The organism is Streptomyces sp. NPDC033270 (assembly GCF_055576575.1).
The window spans coordinates 75,226-92,177 of record NZ_JBVIRA010000019.1 but is presented as its reverse complement, the minus strand read 5'-3'; the positions used below and the strand labels follow the sequence as shown (position 1 = coordinate 92,177).

The following is a 16,952-nucleotide window of genomic DNA, read 5'->3' as shown; positions in this document are numbered from 1 at the left end:
CGCTCGCTGCGCTCGCTCATGCCGAAACCTCGCTTCGCTCGGCCCCGCATTCGCGCGGCGCGCACCTCTCCATGGCTCGCTCGCTGCGCTCGCTCATGCCGAAACCTCGCTTCGCTCGGCCCCGCATTCGCGCGGCGCGCACCTCTCCATGGCTCGCTCGCTGCGCTCGCTCACGCCGTATCCGTGCCACGCGGCGGGCCGCCTCTCCTGCCACCGGCGCCACGGTCACCCGGTCGACGCGCCCGGACGCCACCGCGGAAGTGGGCCCCGCAGCGCCTGTGACCGGGATCTCAGCGCCCCTCTCGCGGAAAAACCGCAGGTCAGCGCGGTAAGTTCGGCCTTCCTTGCTAGCGCGGGAGGGTAATTCGCGCATAGCTTCGAGGTGTTGGAGGGGGAAGCGCCGCCATCGGCCCACACCTCGCTGAAGGGAGTAGGTCCCGATATGTCCGTCATGGAGATCATGGATGCCGCGGCACCGACGCATGCGGCCCACCGCGACAACCACACCCACCGCGACGTCAACGGCGGCTGGCTGCGCCCCGCCGTCTTCGGTGCGATGGACGGTCTGGTCTCGAACCTCGCCCTGATGACGGGCGTCGCCGGCGGCGCACTGTCGCAGCAGACGATCATCATCACCGGACTGGCGGGCCTGGCCGCCGGGGCCTTCTCCATGGCCGCGGGGGAGTACACCTCGGTCGCCTCGCAGCGTGAGCTGGTGCAGGCCGAGCTGGACATCGAGCGGGCCGAGCTGCGCAAGCACCCCAAGGACGAGCTGGCGGAGCTGGCGGCCCTGTACGAGTCGCGCGGCGTCGAGCCGGAGCTCGCCCGCAAGGTCGCCGAGCAGCTCTCCGCGGACCCCGAGCAGGCCCTGGAGATCCACGCCCGGGAGGAGTTGGGCATCGACCCGTCTGACCTTCCTTCGCCCGCCGTCGCCGCCCTGTCGTCCTTTGGATCGTTTGCGCTGGGCGCCCTTCTGCCTGTCCTTCCTTACTTGTTGGGGGCTTCCGCCATCTGGCCCGCGGTGCTGCTGGCGCTGGTCGGGCTCTTCGCCTGCGGTGCCGTCGTGGCGCGGGTGACGGCGCGATCCTGGTGGTTCAGCGGACTGCGGCAACTCGCCCTCGGTGGTGCGGCCGCGGGTGTGACGTACGTCCTGGGAGCGGCGTTCGGAACCGTCGTAAGCTGACGGGCGAGTGATGTGTCATACGGGTGACGGCATAATTACTCTGTTACCCAACGGTTTCGGTTTGTTGACGACCGGGCATAAGGCCCTGGCGTCGCGGGCAATGTCGCTCGCCGAACGCCGCCTTGTGAGACGGCCTCGATTCCGTCCGCGTCCTGACATCACCGCACAGCGGTGTCCGCATGTTGGAAGCCCCTTTTCGCTTTTCGAGAAGGGAGTCATCCTGTAACCTGCACGAAATTTCGCGGAGGGCCAACGTCGTCCCTCGGCAATGCCTATGCCACGACGACGTATGGGAGAGCCGATGCGCTTCGCGTCCACGCACTCCGCGACCCCCGGCAGCACCTCCGGTGCCGCCTGGTCGCCCATGGACGGGCGCCCCGCCCAGCAGGGGATGTACGACCCGCGCAACGAGCACGACGCCTGCGGCGTCGGCTTTGTGGCCACCCTCACCGGCGAGGCCAGCCACGCACTGGTCGAGCAGGCGCTCACCGTCCTGACGAATCTGGAGCACCGCGGTGCCACGGGATCGGAGCCCGACTCGGGCGACGGCGCCGGCATCCTGCTCCAGGTCCCGGACGCGTTCCTCCGCGAGAACGTCACCTTCGAGCTCCCCGAGGCCGGCGGCTACGCCGTCGGTATCGCCTTCCTGCCGTCCGATGCCCAGGAAGCGGCCGCAGCCGTCTCACGCATCGAGACGATCGCCGTCGAGGAGGGCCTGGACGTCATCGGCTGGCGGGTCGTCCCCGTCGCCCCGCAGCTGCTCGGCAACGGCGCCCGCGCCACCATGCCGGCCTTCTCCCAGCTCTTCGTGGGCGACGGCGAGCACACCGGCCTGGCCCTGGACCGCAAGGCCTTCGCGCTGCGCAAGCGCGCCGAGCGCGAGGCGGGGGTCTACTTCCCCTCGCTGTCCGCCCGGACCATCGTCTACAAGGGCATGCTGACCACCGGCCAGCTGGAGCCCTTCTTCCCGGACCTGTCCGACCGCCGCTTCGCCACGGCCATCGCCCTGGTCCACTCGCGGTTCTCCACCAACACCTTCCCGAGCTGGCCGCTGGCCCACCCCTACCGCTTCGTCGCGCACAACGGCGAGATCAACACGGTCAAGGGCAACCGCAACTGGATGCGCGCCCGCGAGTCCCAGCTGGCGTCGAAGCTCTTCGGCGCGGACAACGCCGAGCAGCTGGACCGGCTGTTCCCGGTCTGCACCCCGGACGCCTCCGACTCCGCCTCCTTCGACGAGGTCCTGGAGCTGCTCCACCTCGGCGGCCGCTCGCTGCCGCACTCCGTGCTGATGATGGTCCCGGAGGCCTGGGAGAACTCCACCTCCATGGACCCGGCCCGGCGCGCCTTCTACCAGTACCACTCCACGATGATGGAGCCCTGGGACGGCCCGGCCTGTGTCACCTTCACCGACGGCACCCAGGTCGGCGCGGTCCTCGACCGCAACGGCCTGCGCCCCGGTCGCTACTGGGTCACCGACGACGGCCTGGTCGTGCTCTCCTCCGAGGTCGGCGTCCTGGACATCGACCCGTCCAAGGTCGTCCGCAAGGGCCGCCTGCAGCCCGGCCGCATGTTCCTCGTCGACACCGCCGAGCACCGCATCATCGAGGACGACGAGATCAAGGCGCAGCTCGCCGCCGAGCACCCCTACCAGGACTGGCTGGACTCCGGCCTGATCGAGCTCGCCGACCTGCCCGAGCGTGAGCACATCGTGCACACCCACGCCTCGGTCACCCGCCGCCAGCAGACCTTCGGCTACACCGAGGAGGAGCTGCGGGTCCTCCTCGCCCCGATGGCCAAGGCCGGCGCCGAGCCCATCGGCTCGATGGGCACCGACTCGCCGATCGCCGCGCTCTCCGAGCGCCCCCGGCTGCTCTTCGACTACTTCACCCAGCTCTTCGCGCAGGTCACGAACCCGCCGCTGGACGCCATCCGCGAGGAACTGGTCACCTCGCTGATCTCCTCGCTCGGCCCGCAGGGCAACCTCCTGGAGCCCACCGCGGCCTCCTGCCGCAGCGTGACCCTGCCCTTCCCGGTCATCGACAACGACGAGCTGGCCAAGCTCATCCACATCAACGCCGACGGCGACATGCCCGGCATGAAGGCCGTCACGCTCTCCGGCCTCTACCGGGTCTCCGGCGGCGGCGAGTCGCTGGCCGCCCGGATCGAGCAGATCTGCGCCGAGGCCGACGCCGCCATCGACGACGGCGCCCGGCTGATCGTGCTCTCCGACCGCCACTCCGACGCCGAGCACGCGCCGATCCCCTCGCTGCTGCTGACCGCCGCGGTCCACCACCACCTCATCGCCACCAAGGAGCGCACCCAGGTCGGCCTGCTCGTCGAGGCCGGCGATGTGCGCGAGGTGCACCACGTCGCGCTGCTCATCGGCTACGGCGCGGCCGCGGTCAACCCCTACCTGGCGATGGAGTCCGTCGAGGACCTGGTCCGGGCCGGCACCTTCCTGCCCGGCATCGAGCCCGAGCAGGCCATCAAGAACCTCATCAAGGCGCTCGGCAAGGGCGTTTTGAAGGTCATGTCCAAGATGGGCATCTCCACCGTCGCCTCCTACCGGGGCGCGCAGGTCTTCGAGGCCGTCGGCCTGGACGACGAGTTCGTCGCGCAGTACTTCCACGGCACCGCCACCAAGATCGGCGGCGCCGGCCTGGACGTCATCGCCCAGGAGGTCGCCGCCCGGCACGCCAAGGCCTACCCGGCCACCGGCATCGCCGCCACGCACCGTGCGCTGGAGATCGGCGGCGAGTACCAGTGGCGCCGCGAGGGCGAACCGCACCTCTTCGACCCGGACACCGTCTTCCGGCTCCAGCACTCCACCCGCTCGCGCCGCTACGACATCTTCAAGCAGTACACCGAGCGGGTGAACGAGCAGTCCGAGCGGCTGATGACGCTGCGCGGCCTGTTCGGCTTCAAGTCCGACCGGCAGCCGATCCCCCTCGACGAGGTCGAGCCGGCGTCCGAGATCGTCAAGCGCTTCTCCACCGGCGCCATGTCGTACGGCTCCATCTCCCAGGAGGCGCACGAGACCCTCGCCATCGCCATGAACCGGCTGGGCGGCAAGTCCAACACCGGTGAGGGCGGCGAGGACCCCGAGCGCCTCTACGACCCGGCGCGCCGCTCGTCCATCAAGCAGGTCGCCTCCGGCCGCTTCGGTGTGACCAGCGAGTACCTGGTCAACTCCGACGACATCCAGATCAAGATGGCGCAGGGCGCCAAGCCCGGCGAGGGCGGCCAGCTGCCCGGCCACAAGGTCTACCCCTGGGTCGCCAAGACCCGGCACTCCACCCCCGGCGTGGGCCTGATCTCCCCGCCGCCGCACCACGACATCTACTCCATCGAGGACCTGGCTCAGCTGATCCACGACCTCAAGAACGCCAACCCGGCCGCCCGCATCCACGTGAAGCTGGTCTCCGAGGTCGGCGTCGGCACGGTCGCCGCGGGCGTCTCCAAGGCGCACGCGGACGTGGTCCTGATCTCCGGCCACGACGGCGGCACGGGCGCCTCCCCGCTCACCTCGCTCAAGCACGCGGGCGGCCCCTGGGAGCTGGGCCTGGCCGAGACCCAGCAGACCCTGCTGCTCAACGGCCTGCGCGACCGGATCGTCGTGCAGACCGACGGCCAGCTCAAGACCGGCCGCGACGTCGTCATCGCCGCCCTGCTGGGCGCCGAGGAGTACGGCTTCGCGACCGCCCCGCTGGTCGTCTCCGGCTGCGTCATGATGCGCGTCTGCCACCTGGACACCTGCCCGGTCGGCATCGCCACCCAGAACCCGACGCTGCGCGAGCGGTTCAGCGGCAAGGCCGAGTACGTCGTCAACTTCTTCGAGTTCATCGCCGAAGAGGTCCGCGAGCTCCTCGCCGAGCTGGGCTTCAGGACCCTCGAAGAGGCCGTCGGCCACGCCGAGCTGCTGGACACCACCCAGGCCGTGGACCACTGGAAGGCGCAGGGCCTGGACCTGGCCCCGCTGCTGCACGTCCCCGAGCTGCCCGAAGGCGCGGTCCGCCACCAGGTCACCGTCCAGGACCACGGCCTGGAGAAGGCGCTCGACAACGAGCTGATCAAGCTCGCCGCCGACGCGCTGGCCGCCGACACCGCCGAGGCCGCGCAGCCCGTGCGCGCCCAGGTCGCCGTCCGGAACATCAACCGCACGGTCGGCACCATGCTCGGCCACGAGGTGACCAAGAAGTTCGGTGGCGCGGGCCTGCCCGACGACACCATCGACATCACCTTCACCGGCTCGGCCGGCCAGTCCTTCGGCGCGTTCCTGCCGCGCGGCATCACGCTGCGCCTGGAGGGCGACGCCAACGACTACGTCGGCAAGGGCCTCTCCGGCGGCCGGGTCATCGTCCGCCCGGACCGCGGCGCCGACCACCTCGCGGAGTACTCCACCATCGCGGGCAACACCCTCGCCTACGGCGCCACCGGCGGCGAGCTGTTCCTGCGCGGCCGGGTCGGCGAGCGCTTCTGCGTCCGCAACTCCGGTGCCACGGTGGTCTCCGAGGGCGTCGGCGACCACGGCTGCGAGTACATGACCGGCGGCAACGCGGTCGTGCTCGGGGAGACGGGCCGCAACTTCGCGGCCGGTATGTCCGGCGGTTTCGCGTACGTCATCGACCTGGACAAGGACAACGTCAACAAGGAGCTTGTCGAGGCGGTCCACGCGCTGGACGACGCCGACAAGCAGTGGCTGCACGAGGTCGTGCGCCGCCACCAGGAGGAGACCGGCTCCACCGTCGCCGCCAAGCTCCTGGCCGACTGGGATGCCGCCGCTGCCCGCTTCAGCAAGGTCATCCCGCCCACGTACAAGGCAGTGCTCGCCGCCAAGGACGCCGCTGAGCAGGCCGGACTCTCCGAGTCCGAGACCCACGAGAAGATGATGGAGGCGGCGACCAATGGCTGACCCCAAGGGCTTCCTGACCCACGAGCGCGAGATCGCCAAGACCCGCCCCGTCGAGGAGCGCGTCAAGGACTGGAACGAGGTCTACCAGCCCGGATCCCTGCTGCCGATCATCAGCAAGCAGGCCTCGCGCTGCATGGACTGCGGCATCCCGTTCTGCCACAACGGCTGCCCGCTCGGAAACCTCATCCCCGAGTGGAACGACTACGCCTACCGCGAGGACTGGACCGAGGCCAGCGAGCGGCTGCACGCGACCAACAACTTCCCGGAGTTCACCGGTCGCCTCTGCCCCGCCCCCTGCGAGGCCGCCTGTGTGCTGGGCATCAACCAGCCGCCGGTGACCATCAAGAACGTCGAGGTCTCCATCATCGACAAGGCGTGGGACAGCGGCGACGTCACCCCGCAGCCGCCCGAGCGCCTCTCCGGCAAGACCGTCGCCGTCATCGGCTCCGGCCCGGCCGGTCTGGCCGCCGCCCAGCAGCTGACCCGGGCCGGCCACACGGTGGCGGTGTACGAGCGCGCGGACCGCATCGGCGGTCTCCTGCGCTACGGCATCCCCGAGTTCAAGATGGAGAAGCGCCACATCAACCGCCGCATCGAGCAGATGCGCGCGGAGGGCACCAAGTTCCGTACGGAGGTGGAGATCGGCCGCGACATCGACGCCAAGAAGCTGCGCAAGCGCTACGACGCCGTCGTCATCGCCGCCGGTGCCACCACCTCCCGCGATCTGCCGGTGCCCGGCCGTGACCTCAAGGGCATCCACTTCGCGATGGAGTACCTCCCGCTCGCCAACAAGGTGCAGGAGGGCGATCTGACGGTCACCCCGATCACCGCCGAGGGCAAGCACGTCGTGGTCATCGGCGGCGGCGACACCGGCGCGGACTGCGTCGGCACCGCCCACCGCCAGGGCGCGGCCTCCGTCACCCAGCTGGAGATCATGCCCAAGCCGGGCGAGGAGCGCAGCGCCGGCCAGCCCTGGCCGACCTTCCCGATGCTCTACAAGGTCACCTCCGCGCACGAGGAGGGCGGTGAGCGGGTCTACTCCGTCTCCACCACCCACTTCGAGGGCGACGAGGACGGCAACGTCCAGTGGCTGCACCTGATCGAGGTGGAGTTCAAGGACGGCAAGCTGGAGCAGAAGCCGGGCACCGAGCGGAAGATCCCGGCCCAGCTGGTCACCCTCGCGATGGGCTTCACCGGCACCGACCAGGAGAACGGCCTGGTCGAGCAGTTCGGCCTGGAGCTCGACCAGCGCGGCAACGTCGCCCGTGACGGTGACTTCGCCACCAACGTCCCCGGGGTGTTCGTCGCCGGTGACGCCGGCCGCGGCCAGTCGTTGATCGTGTGGGCCATCGCCGAGGGCCGCTCCGCCGCCCGCGGTGTGGACCGCTTCCTGACCGGAGCCAGCGCCCTGCCGGCTCCCATCAAGCCGACGGATCGCGCACTGACCGTGTGACCGGCAGTGTGAGCGACCGTCCCTGAGTGTCCCGTACAACGTCGTACGGAGGCATGGGGACCGGGGGCGACCCCGATCCCGACCGCGGCGCCTGTCTCCTTCCCCGACCGGAGGGCAGGCGCCGCGGGTCTTTCTGTGGGGAATACCCCCCGCCCCGCCCCTGTTGTGGCCCCACAGGGGGCGCTCGCATCCCCTAGGGAATCCGTTCGCCCGCCCCCTACGAGCCGCTACGAGCCGCTACGAGCCCCTACGAGCCGCTGCGCTCCGCGGGGAATCGCCGCCCCAACTGCCGCGCCAGCTCCTGGGCCGGGGCCGGTACGGCCTGTGCGGGGGGAGCGGCCGGCGGCCGGAAGTCGTGCACCGGTGGATGCCACGCCCCCAGGTCGATCCGGCGGTCGCTCAGCGGCAGCACCCACCGCGGGTCGGCGTGCACCCGCAGCACCTGCGCCTCGATCTGCGTCCATGCCCCGTCGGTCACCGTGCGCTCACCGACCCGGCGCGCCTCCAACTGCACCGGACAGTGCACCAGTCGGGGCGGCCGTACCAGCTCGGACGGCTCCGTCCATGGTGCGTCCGTCGACGGCGCCATGGCGCCGGTCCCTTCCTCGGTCCCCGTCGCGTCCGGCGGCAGATTGAACACCACGTCCGGGCGTACCGCGAGGTTCTTGGCGGTGCGCCCACGGGTCGGCAGCCAGAGGCTCACGACCGGGCCGAGCTCCCACCGGATCCGCAGCTCGACCAGCACGAATGTTCCGTCGTCGTTCTCCGTGGACAGCAGCGCCGGGGTGACCGAACTGCTCTTCTCCAGCGCGCCTTTCATGCCGTCGAGAATAGAAGCCAGATGATTCGGTACTCACCGAAATGTTATCAGAGGTTACTCTGTGTACATGAACCGATGGGACGCCGATCAGGAAAGCCTCGCGGAGACGCCCGACCTCGCCGCTCTCGCGGCGCTGCTCGCGGACCGCACCCGCGCCGCCATCTGCATGGCCCTGCTCGACGGCGGCACCTGGACCGCCGGTGAACTCGCCGAATACGCCGGTGTGGCGCCCTCCACGACCACCGAGCACCTCAACCTCCTGGTCTCCGGCGGCCTCCTCGCCGAGGAGCGCCAGGGCCGGCGGCGCTATGTGCGCCTGGCCGGGCCGGGCACCGCGGAGATCCTGGAGAACCTCGCCGGCCTGGCCCCCTACCGCCATGTCCCCATCCGCTCCCTGGCCGAGGCCAACCAGCGCAGAGCCCTGCACCACGCCCGTACGTGCTACGACCACATCGCCGGCGCTCTCGGTGTCGCCCTCGCCGAGGCGATGACCGAACGCGGCCTGCTCGCCCGGGAGTACGGCCTGGTGCTGACCGCCGCCGGCGCCCAGTGGCTGACCGCCCTCGGCATCCCCGACACCGGCCCCTCCGCCGCCCACCGCGCCCATGTGCGCACCTGCTTCGACTGGACGGTGCGCCGCCAGCACCTCTCCGGCGCGGTCGGCGCCGCCCTCTACCGCCACGCCGTGGACCGTACGTGGATCGTCAAATCGCCCACCACCCGCATCCTCGGCGTCACCGAAGCGGGCCGTACGGCCTTCCGCGAGCTGCTCGGCCTGCCCGACGAGGCGCTTCTGCCGTCCCTCCCGCTCACGCCTCCCCGCACCTGACCGCCGCGGGGCCCGGACGGGTCCTTCAGTCCTCGCCGACGTGGCGGATCCGGTCGTCGCCGAGCCTGTGCTGGGTGTCCTGGAGCAGGATCCGCAGCAGCCCGGTGAGCTGCTCCTGCTGGTCGGGCGTCAGCCCGCCGACCAACTCGGCCTCGCGGCACAGCACTCGGTCGACGGTGGCCTCGACCAGCTCATGGCCGGCCGGGGTGAGTTCGACCAGGACCGTACGCGTCCGGCCCGCGCCCGCCCGCCGGGCCACCAGCCCCTCGCGCTCGGCGCGCGCCACCCGCTGGGAGATCGCCCCCGCGGTGACCATCGAGCGCCGGCTCAGCTCGCGGGTCGTCAGGGTGTACGGCTCGCCGCTGCGGCGCAGCACGCTGAGCAGGTCGAGGGTGGCGGTGTCCACCCCGGCGGCGGCCAGCACCCGCCGCCGGTCGTCGCCCAGGAGCTTGGCCAGCTGCCAGATGGGCGTCACGATCCCGATGGAGGACACCGGAGTGCCCGGGCGTTCGCGCTCCCAGGCGGCGGCGATCTCCTCGACGGGGTAGGGGGTGGTGTGCGCCGCGGGGCGGTCGTGGCCGCCCTTCGCCTCGAAATCCCTTGCCACTGGCCCTCCCGGTGATGTTATGTTCAGCTCTAAATATAGACCTAAACGGAGTCCTGGTCCGTGATCCGTGATCTGGATTTAGGGCTGAACATGATGGACGGAGCTCAGCGTATGTCACGCACCATCCTGGTCACCGGCGGCGGAACCGGCATCGGGCGCGCCGTCGCCCACCACTTCGCGGCCCAGGGCGACGAGGTCGTCGTCACCGGCCGCCGCCCCGGCCCCCTCCAGGAGACGGCCGCCGGCCACCCGGGCATCCGCCCCCTGGTCTGCGACCACACCGACCCCCAGGCGCTCATCGCGCTGCTGGCCCAACTCCCCGCCCGGATCGACGTCCTGGTCAACAACGCCGGCGGCAACACCGACTTCGACACCGCGGGCGACGGCGCCGGCGACCTCGCCGCCTACGCCCGCGACTTCCGCGCCAACCTCGACGCGAACCTGCTCAGCGCCGCGCTGACCACCAAGGCGGTGCAGGACCGGCTGGCGGCCGGCGGCGCCGTCGTCCACATCGGGTCGATCGCCGCCGACCAGGGGGCGGGCTCCTACGGAGCGGCCAAGGCCGGACTCGCCTCCTGGAACGTCGAGCTGTCGCGGACACTCGGTCCCCGCGGCATCACCGCGAACGTCGTCGCGCCCGGCTACATCGCCGACACCGACTTCTTCCGCGACCGGCTCACCGCCGAGCGCCGCGAGAGCCTGGTGACCGCCTCGGCCGTGGGCCGCGCGGGCTCCCCGGACGACGTCGCGGGGACGGTCGCCTTCCTGGCCTCACCGGCGGCCCGGCACCTCACCGGCCAGGTGCTCAACGTCAACGGCGGCACCCGCACGACCCGTTGACGCTCTGCCGCACGCTTCAGGCGTCGCCCCCGCCCTCCACCAGACGGGCCGGGAAGCCGCCGGTCGCGACCGGGCCCCAGCGCCTCGGCACCACCCGGATCAGCGACTTGCCCTGCTTGCGCATCGCCGCACGGTACTCGTCCCAGTCCGGGTGCTCGCCGGCGATGTTGCGGTAGTACTCGACGAGCGGCTCGATCGAATCCGGAGCGTCGATCACCTCGGCCTCGCCGTCGATCTGCACCCACGGGCCGTTCCACTCGTCGGACAGCACGATGACGCTGACCGACGAGACCCGCCGGGCGTTGCGGACCTTGGCCCGCTCCGGATACGTCGACATCACCAGCCGCCCGGAGTCGTCCACCCCGCAGGTCAGCGGCGAGCCCTGCGGGGTGCCGTCGCTGCGGCGGGTGAGCAGGATCGCACGGTGACGGGGGCGGACGAACTCCAGCAGCTCGGGCAGCTCGACGCGGTTCGTGGTGGCGATGGAAGGGCTCATACGGCCGAGCGTAGGGCGTGGAGCGCGCTCGCAGGTGAACGCAACTGGCGACCGGCCCCGCCGCGTCGCGCCCGGCCGGCGGCGGTCAGCCCTTGAGCAGCTCCTTGCCGGTGGCCGCGTCCACGACCTTGCGGTCGCCCAGCGCGCCCTTGAGCTTGATCTTCACCTTGTCGGTGGCCAGCATCTCGGTGCACATCCCCTTGGCGCTCTTCTTCTTGCCCCAGCCGGTCACCACCACCAGCCCCTTGGACTCGTGGCTGCGCGCACCGAAGCGGGCGTCGCAGGCGCTGTGCCCGACGGTCACCGTGATCTCCCGTATGTCCTTGCTCCCGGAGCCCTTGGGGCCCTCCGCGCCGACCAGCGGCAGCAGTGCCTCCTGCCGCCCCGGCACCGGCGAGACCTTCGGCCAGTCCCGCACTATCTGGTCCGCCCGGCGCTCGAAGGCGTCCGGCTTCTTCGGCGGGGGCGCGCTGCCCACGGTCTGCTGCTTCTGGCCGCAGCCGGACAGGGCGACGGCGCCGGACGCCGCCAGCGCGAGCACGGCGGCGAGCGAACGGGTGCGGGAGAGGTGGGATCCTCGCATGACATGCCTCCTTGGTTCGGCTGTGTGACGTGCCGGAGGCAAGACAGGTTCCAGCCGGATCCGGGAGTGTTCGCGGTGCGCGCAATCCGCCGACGGCGCAAGCCGTTCGCAGCGGCCCGGCCGCCCGTTAGCGTCCGGACCATGGACGCACTCACCCGGACCACCCCCACCCGGATCACCGCCACCGTCTGGCAGCTCCCCTTCCCCGTGGGGCACGTGTACGCCGTCGCCCTCCCCGACGACGGATACGCGCTGGTCGACACCGGTGTTCCGGGCTCGGCCCCCGCCATCCTCGACGCGCTGGCCCGAATCGGCGGCCGTCCGCAGCAACTGCGGCAGATCGTGCTCACCCACTCCCACCTGGACCACATGGGCTCCGCCGCCGACCTCGTCGCCGCCACCGGCGCCCGCGTCCTGGCCGGCGCGCTGGACGCCCCCTCCATCCGCGGGACCGCCCCGGAGCCCGCGCCCGTCCTCACCGCCGCCGAACGCACGCTGCACGAAGGGGTCGTGGCGGGGTTCGCGGCCGCCGGGGTCCCGCCGCTGCGCCATAGCGCGGTCGATGTCGAACTGCACGACGGCGACACTCTCGACGGCTGGCCGGAGCCGGTCCGGGTGCTCCATGTCCCCGGCCACACGCCGGGCGGGATCGCGCTGCACCTGCCCGGGAGCAGGATGCTGTTCCCCGGCGACGTCATCGGCACCGGCCCCGACGGCGGCCGTGCGGTCCTCGGCCCGTTCAACGTCGCGCGCGAGGCGGCCGTCGCGTCCTTCCGGCGGCTGGCCGCCCTCGACGACGTCGACACGGTGTGCGTGGCGCACGGCCGGCCGATCCGCACCGGCGCCCGGGAGGTGCTCGCGGCGGCGCGCCCGGAGGCGGACTGGCGGTGACCTGTGCGCCCGGCTCGGCGTCCCGGGCGGCCGGTCGGCTCAGCCGGAGTCGCGGGCCTGGACGTGGAAGGTGCCCAGCCGGTGGGTCGTGGGCGCGGTGCCGGGGGCGCGGATGAGGGCGTCGACCAGTTCCGCGATCCGGTCCGGTGCGGTGATCTCGGCGCGGACGCTGGTCAGCCGGGGGCGCAGCAGCCGGGCCAGCAGCAGATCGTCTGCCCCGACCACCGCGATGTGGTCGGGGGAGCCGGCACCGATCGTGTGGCCGGCGTCCTGGAGGGCACGCATCAGCAGCATCGCGTACTCGTCGTTGTAGGCGAACACCGCGTCCAGGCCCCACCGCGGCCAGTCGGCGGCGAGCCGCGCCGCGGACTCCTCGGTGAGCGCGAGGTCCAGCGGCCGCACCTGGGCGCCGGGGCGGGCGGCGGCCGCGGCCCGTACGCCGGCCAGCCGGGGCTCGGCGAAGGCGGCGAGCTCCGGCTCGACGGGGCGCACCACCCCGATCCGGCGCCGGCCGCCGGCCAGCAGATGCTCACCCGCCCGCAGGCCGGCCTCCCGCTGGTCGAGCAGGAGGGTGTGGGCGCCGGGGGGCGCCGCCGGACCGTGGGTGAGGACCGCGGCCGTACCGGAGCGGTGCAGCAGCTCGACGGCGGCCGCGTCCAGCGGCGGGCCGTGCAGCGTCAGCACGGCGGCCGGCCGCAGTTCGGCCCAGGCGCGGGCGGCCGCCACCGGGGAGGCGGCGGGCGCGCCGTGCAGCACGCCGGTGTAGCCGAGGCGGTGCAGCGCGGTCTGGAAGCTGGCCAGGAACCGGGCGAAGAGCGGGCCGAAGACCGGCACCGTGTCGGCGCGCGCGGCCAGCAGCACGATGCTGCCCCGGCCGGCCCGCAGACTCCGGGCCGCGGCGTGCGGTACATACCCCAGCTCCTCGGCGGCCGCCCGCACCCTCGCCTGGGTGCGCTCGCCGACCCGCCCGGCGGCCTGCCCGTTCAGGACGTACGAGACCGTCGCGCGGGAAACCCCGGCGCGCCGGGCAACGGCCGCGCTGGTCGGGGGCGTTGGGGTGGCCCGTGGGCCCGCTGGGTCAGTCATGCTGCTGCGCATCCTCGCACAGCGGTTTTGCCCGGCGGGGCGGGGCGCGGCACATTCCGCACGGGTGCTGACACGTGTAACGTCGGCGGGTGCGGTCCGGCCCCGGGCAACTCCGGGTCCGGGACCACCGGGAGACCGGAGCGGACCTGCGGGAGAGGGAGGGCACGGGCATGCAGCTGCACACCCATGAATGGGGCGCCGGCGAACGGATCGCGGTGCTGGTCCACGGCATAATGTCCGACCACCGCACCTGGCGCCGGGTCGGCCCGGCGCTCGCCGAGCGGGGCTACCGCGTCATCGCCGTCGATCTGCGCGGCCACGGCCGCAGCCCGCGCGGCGACTACGGCGTCGAGTTGTACGCCGACGACCTGGTCGAGACCCTGCCGGCCGCCCCCGAAGTCGCCATCGGGCACTCCCTGGGCGGCCTGGCGCTCTCCCTGGCGGTGGAGCGGCTGCAGCCGCGGCGCGCGGTCTACAGCGAACCGGCGTGGTCGCTCGGCAGGCTCGAACAGCCCGTCGACCCGGCCGTGTTCGCCACCTTCAAGACCGCCGACCGCACGATGGTGCGGAGCTTCAACCCGCGCTGGGAGGACATCGACGTCGACATCGAACTCGCCACGGTCGCGGACTGGGACACCGGGACCGCACTGGCGCTGTCCGCCGAGCGGTTCCAGGACCGGACGCCCGAGAAGCCGGTCGTCCGCTCGCTGGTCCAGATCGCGGGGGAGGGCTTCCTCTTCCCGGACGGGGCGGCGGCCACCGCCGACCTGACCGACCGGGGCTTCGAGGTCCGTACGGTGCCCGGCGCGGGCCACACCATCCACCGCGACGACTTCGACGGCTTCCTGACGGGGCTGGAGGGGTGGGTGTAGGGGGCGGCCCTCAGGGCCCGTCCGATGGGCCATGGCCACCGGTCTTGCCTCATTCCGCGCCGTGCCGCCGGACCAGCAGCGTTCCCAGGGCGGTGCGCCGGTGCCGTACGGACCGGCCCGCGCGGACCGTGGTGATCAGGCCCGCGCCGCGCAGTGCGGCGGTGTGGGCGGAGGCGGTGGCGTTGCTGACTCCCAGTCGCCGGGCGAGCCCGGTGGTGGAGTGCTCCGCCGCGAGCAGCAGCAGGATGTCCAGGCGGGTGCGTCCCAGCACCTCGGCCAGCGCCTCGGCAGTGCCGTCCGCCCCGGCCGGGGTGAGCGGCAGGCCCGGACCGGCCGGGTAGGTCAGGTACAGGGGGCGGCCGGGCAGGTCGGCGATCAGGGGCGGGCCACTCCAGTGGAAGGTGGGCTGGAGCACCAGGCCGCGCCCGCGCAGTGCGCGGTCCGACTCGCCGGGTGCCGCGAACTCCCAGACGTCCCCGCGGAGTCGGCCGCCGGGCACGAGTCGTTCGAGCGCGGCACCGACACCGTGCTCGGCCACCGTCAGCGCGTAACGGGTGAACTCCGCCCGGTGCAGGTCCTGCACCACGGGCCACACGGGGCGCACGGCCGTTTCGAAGGCCGCGCGCTGTGCGCGGCGAAGGAGCTCAAAGGCCTCGGCGTCGCCCCGGTGCAGAGCGTGGATCCACGGCGGAACCGGGGCCGGGTGCCGGGCGTAGACCCGCTCGATCTCGGCGCGGAGCACTTCCGGGCGGCCGGCCCGTACCGTATCCAGCCCCTCGGTCAGGCTGTCACTGAACACATCGAGGAACTGGGGGGCTTCGCCGGCGGGGACCAGGTCTGCCAGGGGCTCGGCGGCGGCCGGCAGCGACCGGAGCAGCCGTTGCCGCCAGCGGCCGAAGAGCACCGCGTCGTCGGGTCGGCACATCCGCAGCAGGGCCACGTTCAGCTCCTGCAGCGGGGCCGGCCGGGGCGCGAGGCGGACCCGGGCGAAGTCGGCGGCCGTGAAACGGATCCGGATCACTACTCTCCTCCGCGGCACCGCGCCATCGTTTCGGCCTGGCCCTCAACGTTCGCCCGTGCCGCGGCCGGACGCCAGCATTCAGGTCATGTCCTCCTCATTCACTCATGGCGCCGGCGCGGTGACCCGGCGGACCGTCACCACCTCGGCCGCACTGGCCGCCGCGCTGCTGCTCACCGGTGGCGGCCGCGCACCGGCACGGCCCGCGGCGGCGCCGCCCGCCGGCGGCCGCACCCTGCGGCTGCCCGCGCCGACCGGTCCGCACCGCATCGGCCACACCACGCTGTATCTGGCCGACCCCGCCCGGCGCGATCCGTGGGAACCCGCCCTCGCCGTACGGGAGGTGATGGCCACGGTGTGGTATCCGGCCCGCGCCGTCCACGGCCACCCGGTCGCACCGCAGATGACCGCGGACGCCGCGGCGCTGTTCGCGCAGATCGACGCCGAGATCCACCACCTCCCCAAGTCCGGTGTGAACTGGGCGGCCACCATGACGCACGCGCACGGGGGCGCGCCCGCCCAGGCCGTACGGCGCCCGGTGCTGCTCTACAGCCCGGGAGGCGGTGATCCGCGGACCCTGGGCACCGGGGTCGCCGAGGAACTGGCCAGCCACGGCAGTGTGGTGGTGGCCGTCGATCACCCCGGCGACGCCGGTGAGGTCGCCTTCCCCACCGCGAGGGCGGGCCGCGAGCGGGTCCGCCCGACCGTCTTCCGGGGCGATCCCCGGACCTCTCCGGAGATCTTCCGCACCGCGATCGGCACCCGGATCGCGGACCTCCGCTTCGTGCTGGACCAGTTGGAGGTCCTGGCGGCCGGCGGCAACCCCGACGCGGCCGGCCGCCCGCTGCCGCCAGGCCTCGGCCGAGCGCTGGATCTGCGGCGGGTGGGCGCCTACGGCCACTCGGCCGGCGGCACCGCCGTGACCGAGGCGATGTACGAGGACCGCCGCATCGACGCGGCGGTCAACCTGGAGGGCCATCTCGACCACCCGGCGCCCGGCCCCGGCCGGGAGGGGGAGCTGTTTCCGGTCGCCCGTCACGGGGTGGACCGTCCGCTGCTCCTGCTGGGAACCGACGGCTTCCCCGGCCGCGCGGAGCTGGCGCGGTCCTGGTCGGCGATGCTCGCCCACCCGCGCGGACACACCCGCCGGCGGCAGCTCGACCACGCCGCGCACGCGGTGTTCACCGACTACGCCGCGCTGGCGCCCCAGTTGCAGGCCGCCGGACTGATGCCGCCCGAGGACCGGGTCCGGCTGGTCGGCGCGATCGATCCGGCCGTCTCGGTGCCCCTGGTGCGCCACCACATACGGTCGTTCTTCGCCCGGCACCTGCCCGGACGCTGACCCGCCGCCCCGCCACG

Annotated in this window: 14 protein-coding genes; 8 read left to right on the top strand and 6 right to left on the bottom strand. The window is 72.6% G+C overall.

Going from position 1 to position 16,952, the window contains the following annotated elements; all coding sequences use genetic code 11:
* The first annotated feature begins 451 nt into the window (after nucleotides 1-451).
* From ACZ5XZ_RS24995 to ACZ5XZ_RS24985, 3 genes are all read left to right on the top strand, one after another.
* On the top strand, nucleotides 452-1,183 hold the full coding sequence (locus ACZ5XZ_RS24995; RefSeq protein ID WP_468981837.1) for a VIT1/CCC1 transporter family protein: 732 nt from the start codon (nucleotides 452-454) through the stop codon (nucleotides 1,181-1,183).
* A 301-nt stretch (nucleotides 1,184-1,484) separates the two neighbouring features.
* A complete protein-coding gene (gene gltB, locus ACZ5XZ_RS24990) occupies nucleotides 1,485-6,098 on the top strand; it encodes a glutamate synthase large subunit (RefSeq protein ID WP_468981666.1) in 4,614 nt (1,537 codons plus the stop codon).
* Nucleotides 6,091-7,551, top strand: a complete 1,461-nt coding sequence (locus ACZ5XZ_RS24985; RefSeq protein ID WP_468981665.1) for a glutamate synthase subunit beta — start codon at nucleotides 6,091-6,093, stop codon at nucleotides 7,549-7,551. The genes gltB and ACZ5XZ_RS24985 overlap by 8 nt, the downstream gene beginning before the upstream one ends.
* Before the next feature lie 247 nt (nucleotides 7,552-7,798).
* Here the strand turns inward: ACZ5XZ_RS24985 and ACZ5XZ_RS24980 are convergent, their stop codons facing one another.
* Nucleotides 7,799-8,371, bottom strand: a complete 573-nt coding sequence (locus ACZ5XZ_RS24980) for a hypothetical protein (RefSeq protein WP_468981663.1) — start codon at nucleotides 8,369-8,371, stop codon at nucleotides 7,799-7,801.
* A 67-nt stretch (nucleotides 8,372-8,438) separates the two neighbouring features.
* Here ACZ5XZ_RS24980 and ACZ5XZ_RS24975 point away from each other — a divergent pair, with 67 nt between their 5' ends.
* A complete protein-coding gene (locus ACZ5XZ_RS24975; protein ID WP_468981662.1) occupies nucleotides 8,439-9,200 on the top strand; it encodes an ArsR/SmtB family transcription factor in 762 nt (253 codons plus the stop codon).
* Nucleotides 9,201-9,225: 25 nt separating this feature from the next.
* Here ACZ5XZ_RS24975 and ACZ5XZ_RS24970 read toward each other — a convergent pair whose 3' ends face one another.
* On the bottom strand, nucleotides 9,226-9,807 hold the full coding sequence (locus ACZ5XZ_RS24970; protein WP_468981661.1) for a MarR family winged helix-turn-helix transcriptional regulator: 582 nt from the start codon (nucleotides 9,805-9,807) through the stop codon (nucleotides 9,226-9,228).
* Between the two features lie 111 nt (nucleotides 9,808-9,918).
* Here ACZ5XZ_RS24970 and ACZ5XZ_RS24965 point away from each other — a divergent pair, with 111 nt between their 5' ends.
* Nucleotides 9,919-10,647, top strand: a complete 729-nt coding sequence (locus ACZ5XZ_RS24965) for an SDR family NAD(P)-dependent oxidoreductase (protein ID WP_468981659.1) — start codon at nucleotides 9,919-9,921, stop codon at nucleotides 10,645-10,647.
* Nucleotides 10,648-10,663: 16 nt separating this feature from the next.
* On the opposite strand, the gene ACZ5XZ_RS24960 is transcribed toward ACZ5XZ_RS24965, so the two are convergent.
* Both ACZ5XZ_RS24960 and ACZ5XZ_RS24955 read right to left on the bottom strand, forming a co-directional pair.
* A complete protein-coding gene (locus ACZ5XZ_RS24960; RefSeq protein WP_468981656.1) occupies nucleotides 10,664-11,143 on the bottom strand; it encodes a PPOX class F420-dependent oxidoreductase in 480 nt (159 codons plus the stop codon).
* A gap of 85 nt (nucleotides 11,144-11,228) precedes the next feature.
* Nucleotides 11,229-11,726, bottom strand: a complete 498-nt coding sequence (locus ACZ5XZ_RS24955; RefSeq protein WP_468981655.1) for a hypothetical protein — start codon at nucleotides 11,724-11,726, stop codon at nucleotides 11,229-11,231.
* A gap of 141 nt (nucleotides 11,727-11,867) precedes the next feature.
* Here ACZ5XZ_RS24955 and ACZ5XZ_RS24950 point away from each other — a divergent pair, with 141 nt between their 5' ends.
* Nucleotides 11,868-12,617, top strand: a complete 750-nt coding sequence (locus ACZ5XZ_RS24950; RefSeq protein WP_468981653.1) for an MBL fold metallo-hydrolase — start codon at nucleotides 11,868-11,870, stop codon at nucleotides 12,615-12,617.
* 39 nt (nucleotides 12,618-12,656) lie between these two features.
* Here the strand turns inward: ACZ5XZ_RS24950 and ACZ5XZ_RS24945 are convergent, their stop codons facing one another.
* Nucleotides 12,657-13,703, bottom strand: coding sequence for a LacI family DNA-binding transcriptional regulator (locus ACZ5XZ_RS24945; protein ID WP_468981651.1), 1,047 nt, complete (start codon nucleotides 13,701-13,703; stop codon nucleotides 12,657-12,659).
* Nucleotides 13,704-13,873: 170 nt separating this feature from the next.
* On the opposite strand from ACZ5XZ_RS24945, the gene ACZ5XZ_RS24940 reads away from it, so the two are divergent.
* Nucleotides 13,874-14,575, top strand: coding sequence for an alpha/beta fold hydrolase (locus ACZ5XZ_RS24940; RefSeq protein ID WP_468981648.1), 702 nt, complete (start codon nucleotides 13,874-13,876; stop codon nucleotides 14,573-14,575).
* Between the two features lie 49 nt (nucleotides 14,576-14,624).
* Here the strand turns inward: ACZ5XZ_RS24940 and ACZ5XZ_RS24935 are convergent, their stop codons facing one another.
* Nucleotides 14,625-15,596 carry an ArsR/SmtB family transcription factor gene (locus ACZ5XZ_RS24935; RefSeq protein WP_468981645.1) on the bottom strand — a complete coding sequence of 324 codons (972 nt, stop codon included), beginning with the start codon at nucleotides 15,594-15,596 and terminating at the stop codon, nucleotides 14,625-14,627.
* An 85-nt stretch (nucleotides 15,597-15,681) separates the two neighbouring features.
* Here ACZ5XZ_RS24935 and ACZ5XZ_RS24930 point away from each other — a divergent pair, with 85 nt between their 5' ends.
* Nucleotides 15,682-16,935, top strand: coding sequence for an alpha/beta hydrolase family protein (locus tag ACZ5XZ_RS24930; RefSeq protein ID WP_468981643.1), 1,254 nt, complete (start codon nucleotides 15,682-15,684; stop codon nucleotides 16,933-16,935).
* The last annotated feature ends 17 nt before the right edge of the window (nucleotides 16,936-16,952 follow it).

Bases quoted from the DNA above. Each gene is read 5' to 3' on its own strand.
- ACZ5XZ_RS24980 (WP_468981663.1), bottom strand. From the start codon at position 8,371: ATGAAAGGCGCGCTGGAGAAGAGCAGTTCGGTCACCCCGGCGCTGCTG.
- ACZ5XZ_RS24965 (WP_468981659.1), top strand. From the start codon at position 9,919: ATGTCACGCACCATCCTGGTCACCGGCGGCGGAACCGGCATCGGGCGC.
- ACZ5XZ_RS24975 (WP_468981662.1), top strand. From the start codon at position 8,439: ATGAACCGATGGGACGCCGATCAGGAAAGCCTCGCGGAGACGCCCGAC.
- ACZ5XZ_RS24985 (WP_468981665.1), top strand. From the start codon at position 6,091: ATGGCTGACCCCAAGGGCTTCCTGACCCACGAGCGCGAGATCGCCAAG.
- ACZ5XZ_RS24930 (WP_468981643.1), top strand. From the start codon at position 15,682: ATGTCCTCCTCATTCACTCATGGCGCCGGCGCGGTGACCCGGCGGACC.
- gltB (WP_468981666.1), top strand. From the start codon at position 1,485: ATGCGCTTCGCGTCCACGCACTCCGCGACCCCCGGCAGCACCTCCGGT.
- ACZ5XZ_RS24950 (WP_468981653.1), top strand. From the start codon at position 11,868: ATGGACGCACTCACCCGGACCACCCCCACCCGGATCACCGCCACCGTC.
- ACZ5XZ_RS24940 (WP_468981648.1), top strand. From the start codon at position 13,874: ATGCAGCTGCACACCCATGAATGGGGCGCCGGCGAACGGATCGCGGTG.
- ACZ5XZ_RS24960 (WP_468981656.1), bottom strand. From the start codon at position 11,143: ATGAGCCCTTCCATCGCCACCACGAACCGCGTCGAGCTGCCCGAGCTG.
- ACZ5XZ_RS24955 (WP_468981655.1), bottom strand. From the start codon at position 11,726: ATGCGAGGATCCCACCTCTCCCGCACCCGTTCGCTCGCCGCCGTGCTC.
- ACZ5XZ_RS24945 (WP_468981651.1), bottom strand. From the start codon at position 13,703: ATGACTGACCCAGCGGGCCCACGGGCCACCCCAACGCCCCCGACCAGC.
- ACZ5XZ_RS24995 (WP_468981837.1), top strand. From the start codon at position 452: ATGGAGATCATGGATGCCGCGGCACCGACGCATGCGGCCCACCGCGAC.